This is a genomic window from Paracoccus benzoatiresistens, from assembly GCF_026913015.1.
GTDB classification, from domain to species: domain Bacteria; phylum Pseudomonadota; class Alphaproteobacteria; order Rhodobacterales; family Rhodobacteraceae; genus Paracoccus; species Paracoccus benzoatiresistens.
Map to the genome: position 1 here is coordinate 151201 of NZ_JAPTYD010000004.1, position 13018 is coordinate 164218.

Sequence of the window (13018 nt, forward strand, 5' to 3'; positions counted from 1 at the left end):
AGTTCAACAGTGGAGAAGTAGGATGAAACGGTCATTTCGGTCCATGACGGCAATCATTGCTGCAGCCTCGGCCATGGGTTTGGGGATGGCAGCCGCTCAGACGGAAATTGCCGATCCCTCAGCGCCGGTGGAGCACAAGGGACAACTCGTCATCATGACAAAGTTCGGGATGCAGCGCCTTGCACCCTATTTCCAGACGCTGGCCCAGCAATATCAAGAGATGCATCCCGGCGTCACGATCGATCTGATCCAGGAGGATGACGATAGCGTCAAGGGCAAGACGAAGACGCTGGTGGCCTCGAACTCGATCCCCGACGTCTATTTTTCCTGGACCGGCACCTGGGGTGGAAACTTCGTTCGTGGGAAGCGCGCGGTCGATCTGACGCCGGTGGTCGGCCCCGACAGCGAGTGGGGCAAGACCTTTGCCCCCGCCGCTGTCGATGCCTTCGTCTATGGTGGCAAGAACTACGGCATTCCGCTTTATCTCGACGCCAAGTTCATGGGCTACAACAAGACCATCTTCGCCGATCTCGGCATCTCGGAACCCCAGGATCTGGATGCGATGCTGGCCGCCTGCGACACCATCAAGCAGGCGGGCATCACCCCCATCTCGTTCGGCAACAAGGAGGCCTGGCCGGGCATCCACTACCTGGGGCAGCTTCTGGCTTACAACGTCCCGCGCGAGGTGCTTGAAAGGGACTTCGACCCCGCGACGGCCGAATACAGCCATCCCGGCTATGTCGCGGCGCTGGAGCAGTTCGCCCAGATCCTGAACCGGTGCACCATCGGGGCCGGTGTCAACGGCGTCTCATACCAGAACGCCATCCAGGATCTCAGTGATGGTCGCTCGGCCATGTATTATCAGGAGATCATCGAGTTCGACAACGCGGCCTCGGCCAAGACGAAGCTGCAACCACAGGAGTTCGGCTTCTTTCCCCTGCCGGCCCCGAAGAATGCCGCGGGCGATCCCAAGGCGCTGGAAGGCGCACCCGAGGGCTACATGATCAGCACGGCGTCACCCAATGTTCCGCTGGCGCTGGACTTCATGAAGTTCGTCACCTCGCAGGAAAATGCCAAGGTGCTGTCGGCGCCGCCCTATGGCCAGCCGAGCGCAGTCGTCGGCGGCAGTGATCCCGCGCAAATGAGCCCGGCCGTGGTGGAAGGGCTGCAAAGCATCGCCGAGGCCTCCTACCTCATGCAGTGGCTGGACACGGTGAACCATCCGCGGGTCGCATCGGCCTGGCTGTCGGGGCTGCAGGCGTTCATCGGCGGCAACCTGTCGGCCGAGGAGGTCGTCAGCCAAGTGCGGGACGCCGCGGCCGCAGCGAGCTGACAGGACCATGGCCGCCATCTCTCAGATCATCCAGAACGGCAGCGTTGCGGGCGCTGCCGCCCCCCGCCGCGCCGCGCCGCGCAGGCGGAGGTGGCCAGAGCCGGGCCGGCTGGCAAGCAGGATCCTTGCCCTTCGCTGGATCGCATTGGCGCTGATCATTGTCGGCTGGTTCGTTTACTACCCGATCATCGACAACTTCCTTGTCAGCACCACCAACCAGGACATCTTCACCGGCGAGGTGATGCATGTCGGGCTGGAGAACTATCGCAGGCTGGCCGACGATCCCGTCGTGCTGACGGCGCTCTGGAACAACACGGCCTATGCCTTGCTGTCGATCCTGTTCCAGGTCTTCGGGGCATTCTGCCTAGCCTCGATCGTCGAGGGGCTGCGCTCGAGCCGCTGGCGCAATTTCTGGCGCGCGGTCTACTTCGTGCCCTCCGCCATCTCGACCACCGTCACGGGGCTGCTGTTCTACTTCATATACCAGCCGAACATCGGCATCCTGGACGGCCTCCTGACAGGCCTCGGGCTCGAGCAATGGTCGCGGATCTGGCTGGGTGACGAAAGCACCGCGATCTATGCCATCATCGCGATGAGCCAATGGCAGGGCTTCGGCTATTCGACGCTGCTGTTCACCATCGCGATCCAGAAGATCCCGCGCGAACTCTACGACGCCGCGCGCATGGACGGCGCGGGTCCGCTGCGCCAGCTGTGGAACATCACCTTTCCCCTCACGCGCGAGATGACCGGGATGATGATCATCGTGACCATCACCGGGGCCTTCCAGGTCTTCAACGAGGTGATGGTGATGACCGGCGGCGGCCCGAACAACTCAAGCCAGGTGCTGGGAACATGGCTTTATCAGCAAGGCTTCATCCAGAACGACATGGGCTATGCGGCGGCGATCGCCTCGGTGGTGTTCGCGGTGACAATGCTGGCCGCATCGGCGCAGCTCTGGTTCACCCGCCGCCGGAGGGTGCAGGCATGATGACCGTTTCGTCGCGCAGTTTCTGGGGCGGCATGAGCCAGGCCTTCCTGTGGGCGCTCTTGCTGTCGGTCGGGGTCATCGTCGTCTACCCGCTGTTGTGGATGGCCCTTGGCGGGTTCAAGTCGAACAGCCAGATCTTCGAACAGCCCTTCGCTCTGCCGCTGCAATGGTCTTTTGCGAACTATCTTTCCGCCTGGCGGGGGGTTCAGGGCTACATGGTCTCAAGCCTGCTGATCACCGCCGTCTCGACGGTGACGACCGTGTTCATCAGCGCTTGGGCCGCCTTCGGACTGACACGCACGCCCATGCCTGCCAAGCCGCTGGTGACAGCCATTGTCCTTGGCGGCATGATGCTGAGCCCGACCGTCGCCCTGGTGCCGCTGGTTCGGATGCTTCAGTCGCTTGGCCTCTACGACACGCACTGGGCGCTGATCATCCTCTACACGGCCTTCCGCGTGCCCTTCACCACCTTCCTGATCCGCGCCTACATGCTGGATCTGCCGCGCGACCTGGACGAGGCGGCCATGATGGACGGCGCAAGTCCGGGACAGATCTTCCGCCGGATCATCCTGCCGCTTTGCCGGCCGATCATCATGTCCTGCATCGTCCTGCACATCCTGTTCGCGTGGAACGAATACCTCTTCGCGATGATCTTCACCAACAATCCGTCGGTGCAGACCCTGCCTGTAGGCCTCACTTCGATGATGTCGAAGCAAGGAACCGACTTTGCGCAGGTCTTCGCGGCCATGACGATCTCGGCGCTGCCCATCGTCATCATCTTCTTCCTGACACAGCGGTATTTCATCCGCGGCCTGACCGAGGGGATCGGCAAATGAACGCGCCTTCTCGTCGCTTGTCGGCCAGTCAGCTGATCGGCGCCAACTTCAGCTTCCAGCACTATCCGCTGTCCGAGGCAGCCAGGGCCATGCGCGGCTTCGGGATAACCCGGATCGAGCTTTGGGGCATCGCCCCGCACCTGGACCTGTTCCATGCCGACGATGCCCGCATCGACGAGGTCGCGCGCATCCTGGACGACAACGGCTTGCGCCTGCACTGCCTGACGCCGGAACAGGTGGTTTATCCCATCAACATCGCTTCGGGCGACGATGCCTATCGGCAGGCCAGCATCGACCGTTTTTGCCGGGCGGCCGACATCTGCGCGCGGCTCGGCGGGCAGTACCTGTTCCTGACCCCCGGCCGCGGCTTCGAGAACGAGCCGGCGGAGCGGGCATGGGAACGCTCGGCCGGGGCGCTGCGGCATATCGCGGATCATGCTTCAGGGCATGGCCTGCGATGCCTGCTGGAGCCGCTGCAGCGCCGCGAAAGCAACATCGCCCACACTGCGCGCGATCTGCGCCGCCTTCTGGACATGGTCGGGTCGGACAGGATGGACGTGGTGCTGGATACCGTCGCCATGGCCTGTGCGGGCGATACGGTGGCCGATTACGTTTCGCTGTTCGGCGAAAGGCTGGCGCATGTGCATGTGGTGGACGGCACGCCGGCCGGTCACCTGGTCCTGGGTGACGGCAACCTGCCGGTCGCGTCCTGGCTGGTTGAACTGGCGCAGGCTGGCTATCGCGGCACCCTGACCTTCGAGCCGTTCGGCGATGGCAGCTATGCGCTGGACCCGGTCGCCGCCTGGACAAGGAACATGCAGGCGATCGCGCCCCTTCTTGAACCCGCGGAGGCGCTGGCATGACGCTTGAACTGATTGCCGTCGGCGACAACTGCCTCGACGTCTACCTGTCAAAGGATCACATGGCGGTCGGCGGCAACGCCCTCAACGTCGCGGTCCAGTGGCGCCGGCTGGGGCTGGCGGCGCGGTATTTCGGCGTCGTCGGGAAGGATGCCGAAGGCGAGGTCATCCTTGCCGCGCTTGCACAGGCAGGACTTGATCCCGCCGATGTCGAACGGCGCGACGGCAGCACCGCCGTGACATTGCTGCTGGAACAAGGGGGCGACCGCAGGTTCCTGCTGGAGGACCTGGGCGTCGGTCTGGGCTACCTGCCCGAGCCGTCGCGCAAGGCCCGGATGCTGGCGGCGGACTGGGTGCATCTGGGCACCAACACGCCCGTCGCGCTGGTCGAGGACCTGGCGCGTTCCGGGCGACCGTTCAGTGTGGATGTCTCTACCCGCCATGACGCGCTGCCGCTGGATGGGGTTCCACTGGTCTTTGCCTCGGGTCCCGAACAGGCCGACGTGCCGGTCGAGCCGCTGCTTCAGGCTTTTCGCGGACGTGGCGCGCAGCGCACCATCATGACCTGCGGCAGCCGGGGGGCCTACCTGGATGACGGGGTGACCCAGCGGCATGTCGCTGCGCGCGCGGTCGAACCGGTCGATACCTGCGGCGCGGGCGACAGCTTCATCGCCTCGTTCCTGGCGGCCTGGCTGGCAGGCCGGTCCGACGAGGAGGCGCTTGTGGCTGCCACCGCCGCCGCCGCCGCGACCTGCCTGCACGAAGCAGGCTTTCCCCAACCGCTGAGCCGCATTCCCCAGTGGCTTCTTCACGAATATGCCGACGTCATCGCGTCGGCGGAGGTCCAGTAATGACTGTCTTCAGCCTTTGGCAGCCGACCGCTGCCCCCGATACCGACCGCTCCTTCTGGCTTCAGGACATCAGGGCCAGACCGGCAACGCCGCCGTTCTCGGGCGATCACGGCTGCGACGTCGCCATTGTCGGCGGGGGCTTTACCGGCCTGTGGACCGCGCTGCGCCTGAAAGAGCAGAACCCCGACCTGAAGGTCACGATCCTTGAAGCCGATCAATGCGGCGCGGGCGCATCAGGGCGCAATGGCGGGCAGGTCCATACCTGGTTCGCCGAGATGGACCTGCTGACGCATCTGGTCGGCGAAAGCGAAGCCATGGAGTTGTGCCGCGCGACCGCCGATGCGGTCGAGGAGCTTGCCGGTCTGCAGGCGTCGGGCGCCATCGACATGGACCTGCGGCTGGACGGCTGGATGTGGACCGCCAGTTCGACGGCGCAGGAAGGCGCGTGGAACGGCGCACTGGCGCTGTGCGGGAAGGCGGGTGAAGACAGCTTCCTGCCCCTGACCGCCGACGAGATCCGCAAGCGGACCGGGTCGAAGGCCTCTTACACGGGCGTCGTCGAACCGCGTGCCGGCACCGTGCATCCGGCCAAGCTGGCGACCGGCCTGCGCACCCTGGCGCTGGCGCGCGGGGTGGTCATCCACGAAGGATCGCCCGTCCTCAGGATCGAGTCGGGCCAGCCCTGCAAGCTGCATTGCGCAACGGGCGTGCTGCGGGCCGGCAAGGTGGTGCTGGCCACGAATGCGTGGGCGTCGGCGATCCCCGAACTCCGGCGCTACATGTATGTCGTGGAAAGCCAGATCATCGCGACCGAACCGGTCGGAGCCACGCTGGACCGGATCGGCTGGACGGGTGGCGAGGCGATCTGCGACGCGCAATCCAATGTCCTTTACTACCAGCGCACGCCCGGCGGGCGCGTCATCTTCGGCAGGGGCAGCGGGCTGATCGCCTATGGCGGCCGTTTCGGGGCCACGTTCAACCGCCGCCCCGGTGGCGCGGCCGACAATGTCCGGGAACTGCGCCGCGTCTATCCGGAACTGGCCGGCGCCCGCATCGAATACGACTGGACCGGACCGATCGACTGCATGGCCGAGCATCTGCCTGTGTTCGGAACCCTGAGCGGCTGCCCGAACATCTTCTTCGGCGTGGGCTACAACGGAACCGGGATCGCCCAGACTCCGGTGGGCGGGCGCATCCTGGCCAGCCTTGTCCTTGGCAGGGACGACCGCTGGAGCCGCAGCGGCCTTGTCGGGCTGAAGCGTCGCACCGCCCTGCCGCCCGAACCGATCCGTTACCTGGGCGGGCGCACGGTGCGCCACGCGATCCGCATCCGCAACGACCTTGAAATCCAGAACCGCAGGGCGGGGCCGCTGGTCCGCTGGCTGTCGGAAATGACGCCGGGCCGCTGACCCGATGCGGGCAGCAAGCGCCACCGGCACTAAAGGAAGGATGATGGCATGGCCGAACTGAAGCTGCGAAACATTCGCAAGAACTACGGCGCGATGGAGGTGTTGCACGGGATAGATCTCGATATTCGCTCGGGCGAATTCGTGGTGTTTGTCGGCCCCTCGGGCTGCGGCAAGTCGACCTTGCTGCGCGCCATCGCCGGGCTCGAGGACATAAGCTTTGGCGAGTTCCACCTGGATGGCGTGCTGATGAACGACATCGCCCCATCGCAGCGGGGGATCGCGATGGTGTTCCAGTCCTATGCGCTTTATCCCCACATGACCGTGTTCGACAACATGGCCTTCGGCCTGAAGATCGCGGGCCTCAGGAAGGACCGGATTGCCGCCCGGATCCGCCAGGCGGCCGACATCCTGCAGCTGACCCCTTATCTGGACCGTTACCCCCGGGCCTTGTCGGGCGGGCAGCGCCAGCGCGTGGCGATCGGGCGGGCCATCGTGCGCGACCCCAAGGTGTTCCTGTTCGACGAGCCGCTGTCCAACCTGGACGCCGCGTTGCGCGTGGCGACCCGGATCGAGATCGCGAAGCTGAAGCAGGCCATGCCCGAGGCGACGATGATCTATGTCACCCACGATCAGGTCGAGGCGATGACGCTGGCCGACCGGATCGTGGTGCTGCGCGACGGTCGGATCGAACAGATCGGATCCCCGGTGGAACTGTATCGGCGACCGGCCAATCTGTTCGTCGGGCAGTTCATCGGCTCACCCTCGATGAACGTGCTTGCGGGCACCTTGGCCCGGACGGGCCAAAGCTCGCGCATCGACCTGGACGCGGGTTTCGAGGTGATGGTCCCGATTGCCACGGACGCTGCCATGCAGGGACAGCGCGTGCATTTCGGTGTCCGCCCCGAGGACCTGCGCCTGAGCGAGACGGCACCGCTTTTCCGCGCCACCATCTCGCTTGTCGAGCAACTGGGCGAGGTCCAGCTGACCTATCTGGAACGGCCCGGCCTTGCCGCGCCCTTGATCGCGAAGCTGCCCGGCCACCTGGACCTGCACCAGGGGACCGAGATCGCCCTGACCGCCGACGCCGCGAACTTCCACCTTTTCGACCAGCACGGAAACGCGATCCGCCCGCACGAGGCCGGGCACAAGATCGCCGTGCCGGCCGAATAACCGGGCCATCGCCCTTCCCTTTTCCACCTTTCTCCATGTGAACTGAAGGAACCAACATGTTCAACTTTGACGAAGCCCGCTTTCTTCGCATCCAGCAGGGCGCGGTCGGTCTGGCCGCCCGCATCGACCAGGAGATCGGCGGCGCCATCGCGGACGGCGCCCGCAATCTCTACTTCCTGGGAACGGGCGGCGTCGCCTACCTGATGGAGCCGGCGGTCCAGTTGCTGCAACGCCAGAGCAGCTTCCCGGTGTTCAAGGACTATCCCGCCGAACTGGTCGTGACCGGTTCAGCCAACCTGACGGACAAGTCCATCGTGGTCATGCCGTCGTTGTCGGGAACGACCCGCGAAAGCGTCGCGATGCTGAACAAGGTCAAGGAGATCGGCGCCAAGATCATCACGCTGATCGGTCATGCCGATACGCCGCTCGGGCTGGGGGGCAACCCGGCGCTGGTCAATTTCGCCGAGGACGACACCTCGTCCGAGTCCTTCTACATCCAGTCGCTTCTGGTGGCCCTTTCCGTGATGAAGGCCCGGGGCGAGCTGCCGAACTATGACGCCCTGGTCGCCGAACTGGCGACCGTTCCCGCCGCGCTTGTCAAGGCAAAGGCGGCCTTCGAGCCGCGCGCCGAGGAATTCGCGCGTATCATCGCCGGCTCGGACTATCACATGTTCACCGGCGCCGGGAACATGTGGCCCGAGGCGCTGTATTACGCGACCTGCATCCTCGAGGAGATGCAGTGGATCCGCACGCGGCCCGTCCACGCCTCCGACTTCTTCCACGGCCCGCTGGAACTGATCGACACGGGCGTCAGCCTGATCCTGTTCCGGGGCGAGGACGCCTATGATCCGCTGGCCGTCCGGGTCGAGGACTTCGCCAGGCGCTATACCAACAAGCTGACGGTCATCAACACCGCCGATTACTGCCCGCGCGACCTGTCGCCCGAACTGCGCGCGCTTCTTTCCCCGGCGTTCATGGCAACCTTGATGGAGCGGCTGAGCGCCCACCTTGAAGTGATGCGCGACCACCCGCTCGTGACGCGCAGGTACTACAAGCGCGTCGCCTATTGATCCGCGGCAATCCTGGATGAGGCAGACCCTGCGCCGCCCTTGGGTGGCGCAGGGTCGCCGAGCAGAGCGCTGCCCCTTGCCGGGCGTGGCAGAGATGTCGGGCCGCTGGATGCGGTAGAAATAGCCTCAGGACAAAGGCCAAACCTCCGCCAGCCCTGGGCCGCCCTCTTGCGCGGCACCGATGGTGGGCATCTTTCCCCCCTGCTTCCATGCAGCGAAGCCATGCTGGCATTCTTCAGCACCTGTTCCTGCGAAAGGAAGCTGTCGCAGCACGCAGGACTTCGGCACCCCTCGGCGTTCATAGCGGCTCGAGGATCCGGTCGCGATGCAGGCGGGTTGCCTCGGTTGTTATCGGACTGTGGCTCACCGCGCGCACGATGGTGACGGTGCCAGTGCCGATCACGCGCGTCGAGCCGTCGCCGAAGCGGACGAACCCGGTATCCTCGTCGATGCCGATGCCGATCAGGTCCGGGTGCCTCTCGATCGCGCGGGTCAGGCGCTGCAAACGTCCGCGCTGGCTGAAATGCTGGTCGATGATGGCTTCGGGCCACAGACCCAGTCCGCGCGCCAGGATCGGATGTCGCGTTCCGGCGGCATCGCGGCGCGAGGTTTCGATCATGATGTGGGACATGATGCTCGCGCCCGCACTGGTGCCGGCGATGATGCCCCTTCTGGCCGCGAAGCGCAGGCGGATGTCTTCGACCAGCCCCGCCTGGCGCAGGGCGTTCGCCAGCCGCCCCTGACGGCCACCGGACATCCAGATGATGTCGGCGCCCGCGATCTGCGCCCGGGCTTGATCGATCCGCGAGAGGTCCAGCCCCTCGACACCATCCGCACCCGATTCAGCGAACAGCTTGCGGCTGTCTTCGACCGCGCCCTCGAGATCCGCGGCAGGAGCCGCCTGCGGTATGACCAGGATCCTTGGCGCAGGCCTTCCGTAAAGCTGCAGGACGTCGGCATATATCCCGGCCTTAGCCCCGCCGCCGATGGCGACCAGCGCGCCGTCGGCCCGCGGCTGGCTACCTGCCCATGCAGGCAGCGCGGCGGCGGCGGCGAAGAGCCGCAAGAGCATGCGCCGGCCGATCAGAGCCCCGGCTAGCCTATTTTGAAATGTCCACGCCATGCCATGCTCTCCCGGTGTCCGGCGCCTGTGTCCTCGGCCCGACACGATGGGAGTCGGGTTTCAATCTCCACTGTAGCACGGGTCTGGGTGCTATGGCTGGCCCCTCTTGGAAGGGGCAGCGTCAGTGGAAAAGCGTTATCGAACCAGCCTGCGTCTGCAACCCTGCGGCACTGGACTGTCGGACAGCCGCCGGTGGGGCCAGGCTTCAGCGCGTGCTGTGCAAGCAGCCTTCGAACCCCTGCCATCAGGACTGGGTCACGCCCCCGCATCCAGCCACGCCGCGAGCGAAACCATGTCGGCAAATCGCGCGGATTGCCTTCTGCTGGCCGCCGGACGCCCTGTCAGAACCGCATGCGGATGCCGAAAACATTCGCATTGCTCGCGCCCTTCATGTTGCCTAGCGTCCTCCACGCGCCGGACCGATGGTGCAGCCGCCAGAAAAAGCTGTAACGCGACTGCGGGGACAGTTTGAAATCAATTTCGGGGCTGAAGTAGAAGACAAGACTTGCATCGCCCTCGTATTTTTCCTCCAGCCGCTCTTCGCGACCGGCATGTATCGCATCGACATGGCTCAGGCCGATCACGATCGAGGGCGAGAAGAACAGATTTTCGGCCAGATGGATGTCCTCGACGCGCGCGACCAGTCCCGCCCAGATCTCGGCCGTGGAATCATCGCCGTAACGCTTGGCCGCGCCCAGTTCATAGCCGATGTCGATGCGGCGGGCACGAAGGAAGAAATCCTGATAACCCAGGCCGGTGATGTAATTGTCTTCGTAATCACCGCCCAGGACATTCAGGCTTTGGCCAATGTCTTCGTCCATCATCCGGCCGGTGAAAACGAAGATATTGCGTTCATGCAGTTGCTTTTCTTCTTGCGCTGAAAGGGGCTGGGCCATGATCAGGCACAACGCCGCGCCTGCAAGTTTCAGCTTTTTCATTCGCTGCCACCTCAACCATGTACCAGGCCAGAGTGAGGCATTTCGGGCCGGCGCTCAATTATATTGAGCGTTCCGCCGTAAATTCCGAAGTCGTCCTACTCGCACCGACGTGCAACGGGGTCTTATGTCATCGATGGGAAAGCCAATCCTTGATGGGAACAGGCATTTCGGGACTTGCGCCGCGTCCCGACCTCTTCCGCAAGGCTCCTCAAGGAGCGGCGGGGCGGCTGCGCGTCGGATCGTCGAACAAAGAGCAAGTGACGGAACATACCACTGTCTTGGTGGTTTTGCATGATATGCAAGGAGGAGATCGAGGATGGAACGCAGTGTCCCTTTTGCTTTGCGCGCCAGGGCTGCTGTCATGCCTGCCGCCGGGATGAGCGTTGCGCGGGGCGGTAGGACCAACAGGTCGGTTTCCCGAGGTCCTTAGCAGATCCCTGCAGCCGACAGATGAGCGCGCCATCCATGTCCGTCCCGGCGCTCCCGATATCGTTGCTACTGTTCCTGTGACCTTTTTTTGAACAACCAGCAGACCTGGCGACTACTCGTGCACCATTACAGCGCATGGGGGGCCCAGGGCAGCAATACGATAGGATGTCTCCGCTCTGGCGGGACAACAGCATTCTGGAATGAACGCGATGGTGCTTGGCCCGTCATTGCGGAAGGAACATTGAACATGACCATCGAGACGATGCTGAATGGAGTTACAGTTCTGGTGGTGGAGGATGACTTCCACCTTGCCACCTGCACGTCTGACGCCCTGCGCAAGGCGGGCGCCGAGGTGCTGGGTCCGGTTGCTCGAGAGGACCAGGCCCTTTCCCTGATCGCCGGCCAGGTGCCCTCGTGCGCGATCGTCGACATCAACCTTGGCGAGGGTGCACGGTTCAAGATCGCGGACGCCCTGAAGGCCAGGGGCGTGCCCTTCATGTTCATGACCGGCTATGACGACGTGATGATTCCGGACCGCTTCAACGACGTCGGCCGCATGCGAAAGCCTTCTGGCTTCCGCTTGGCGGTTCAAGCAGCCGCCCAGATGTGCAGCGGGCAACCCGGGCACCCCTGCCTGCAGGCCGGGGCGCTCGAATACATCGCCCTTTCCCCCACCAGGAAGCGAACGCCCATCGAGGGTGCCGTGCCGGTCGCGGCCAACGCCGGGCATATCCCTGCCGACGAACTGGGGCGGGGTGGTCCGCAGCATGCCAGGGCCTGACAGCCGGGGCGGGTCGGACAGGCTGCGACAGCATGCTTCGTGAAAACGGCAGGGCGGCGGTTGAACGACGGCATGCCCTGGAACATCGCCGGCACCCGAGGGTTCGGCAGGTGCCAAAGGGAGCTTACCATACATGGACGATCAGGCGCTTGAGCTTTTGAAGGCCTTTGTTTCCACCCCATCGCCCAGCGGCTTCGAGCAGCCTGTGGCGAGGCTCTATCGCGACTATGTGCAGCCCTTCGCGCACAAGGTGACGACCGACATCATGGGCAATGTCAGCGCCGCCATCAATCCGGATGCGGCGATCCGCTTCATGTATGCCGGCCACATGGACGAGATCGGCTTCATCGTCCATCACATCGACGAGAACGGCTTTCTGTTCTTCAGCACCATCGGCGGCACCGATGTCGCGACCGAGATCGGCCAGCGGGTGCTGGTCCACGGGCATGAAAGCGTGCCCGGGGTGATCGGGCGCAAGGCGATCCAGGCCTTCCATTCCAGCGATTTCAGCCAGACGCCCTCGCTCAAGGATCTGTGGATCGACATCGGCGCCGCCTCGCGCGAGGAGGCCGAGAAGGTGGTCGAGGTCGGCAGCCCCGTGACCATCGACGCCGGGTTCAGCTTGCTGGGCGACAGACTGGCGGTCGGGCGGGCTTTCGACAACAAGGTTGGGCTGATGATCGGCGCCGAACTGGTGCGCCGCCTGTCCCAGGACGGCGACCTGCATCCCGATGTGGGCTTCTACCTCCTCGGCACGGTGCAGGAGGAGATCGGCTCGCGCGGGGCCCGGACGGCGGGGTTCAACCTCGCGCCCCGGACGGCGCTTGCCATCGACATGGGGGTCGCCATGGATTATCCGCGCGCCCGTCCCGAGGATCAGGGCAAGCTGGACCTGGGCAAGGGTCCCGGCATCTCGCAGGGCGCCAACACAAACCCCGTCATGTACGACCTGCTGATCTCGACTGCCAAGGAGAATGGCATCCCCTATCAGCGACAGGCGACCGGCGGCAAAAGCCCCACGGATGCACGCGTGGTCCAGGAACTGCACGGCGGCGTGGCCACGGCGGTGATTTCCGTGCCCCTGCGCTACATGCACACGCCCTCCGAGGTGGTGTGCCTCGACGACATTCAGGCGACGATCGACCTGGTCCATGGATACTGCCGCCGCTTGCGCCCTGACATCGACTTCACCCCGATGTAGGAATGTTTCACGCTGGCTTGGGAAAGCCG

The 13018-nt window shown here is 64.6% G+C and carries 12 protein-coding genes; 10 read left to right on the plus strand and 2 right to left on the minus strand.

Going from position 1 to position 13018, the window contains the following annotated elements:
- Positions 1-22: 22 nt before the first annotated feature.
- From OU682_RS05335 to OU682_RS05370, 8 genes are read left to right on the plus strand one after another with little or no spacing between them, the layout of a single operon-like run.
- Complete coding sequence (locus OU682_RS05335) at positions 23-1333, plus strand: ABC transporter substrate-binding protein (RefSeq protein WP_268941038.1); 1311 nt, start codon at positions 23-25, stop codon at positions 1331-1333.
- Between the two features lie 7 nt (positions 1334-1340).
- On the plus strand, positions 1341-2321 hold the full coding sequence (locus tag OU682_RS05340) for a carbohydrate ABC transporter permease (RefSeq protein WP_268941039.1): 981 nt from the start codon (positions 1341-1343) through the stop codon (positions 2319-2321).
- Positions 2318-3157 (plus strand): carbohydrate ABC transporter permease, encoded by an 840-nt coding sequence (locus OU682_RS05345; protein WP_268941040.1) that lies wholly within the window; start codon positions 2318-2320, stop codon positions 3155-3157. The genes OU682_RS05340 and OU682_RS05345 overlap by 4 nt, the downstream gene beginning before the upstream one ends.
- A complete protein-coding gene (locus tag OU682_RS05350; RefSeq protein ID WP_268941041.1) occupies positions 3154-4020 on the plus strand; it encodes a sugar phosphate isomerase/epimerase family protein in 867 nt (288 codons plus the stop codon). The genes OU682_RS05345 and OU682_RS05350 overlap by 4 nt, the downstream gene beginning before the upstream one ends.
- A complete protein-coding gene (locus tag OU682_RS05355; RefSeq protein ID WP_268941042.1) occupies positions 4017-4868 on the plus strand; it encodes a PfkB family carbohydrate kinase in 852 nt (283 codons plus the stop codon). The genes OU682_RS05350 and OU682_RS05355 overlap by 4 nt, the downstream gene beginning before the upstream one ends.
- On the plus strand, positions 4868-6277 hold the full coding sequence (locus OU682_RS05360) for an NAD(P)/FAD-dependent oxidoreductase (protein ID WP_268941043.1): 1410 nt from the start codon (positions 4868-4870) through the stop codon (positions 6275-6277). Before OU682_RS05355 ends, OU682_RS05360 begins: the two co-directional genes overlap by 1 nt.
- Before the next feature lie 48 nt (positions 6278-6325).
- A complete protein-coding gene (locus OU682_RS05365) occupies positions 6326-7447 on the plus strand; it encodes an ABC transporter ATP-binding protein (protein WP_268941044.1) in 1122 nt (373 codons plus the stop codon).
- A 56-nt stretch (positions 7448-7503) separates the two neighbouring features.
- The gene (locus OU682_RS05370; RefSeq protein ID WP_268941045.1) at positions 7504-8517 is read left to right on the plus strand and encodes an SIS domain-containing protein; all 1014 of its coding nucleotides are present in this window, start codon (positions 7504-7506) and stop codon (positions 8515-8517) included.
- 298 nt (positions 8518-8815) lie between these two features.
- Here OU682_RS05370 and OU682_RS05375 read toward each other — a convergent pair whose 3' ends face one another.
- A complete protein-coding gene (locus tag OU682_RS05375) occupies positions 8816-9589 on the minus strand; it encodes a cyanophycinase (protein ID WP_268941046.1) in 774 nt (257 codons plus the stop codon).
- 392 nt (positions 9590-9981) lie between these two features.
- Complete coding sequence (locus OU682_RS05380) at positions 9982-10578, minus strand: hypothetical protein (RefSeq protein WP_268941047.1); 597 nt, start codon at positions 10576-10578, stop codon at positions 9982-9984.
- 676 nt (positions 10579-11254) lie between these two features.
- Here OU682_RS05380 and OU682_RS05385 point away from each other — a divergent pair.
- Both OU682_RS05385 and OU682_RS05390 read left to right on the plus strand, forming a co-directional pair.
- Positions 11255-11788: a response regulator gene (locus OU682_RS05385; RefSeq protein WP_268941048.1), complete on the plus strand. Its 534-nt coding sequence runs from the start codon at positions 11255-11257 to the stop codon at positions 11786-11788.
- Between the two features lie 133 nt (positions 11789-11921).
- Positions 11922-12989: a M42 family metallopeptidase gene (locus OU682_RS05390; protein ID WP_268941049.1), complete on the plus strand. Its 1068-nt coding sequence runs from the start codon at positions 11922-11924 to the stop codon at positions 12987-12989.
- Positions 12990-13018: the final 29 nt, after the last annotated feature.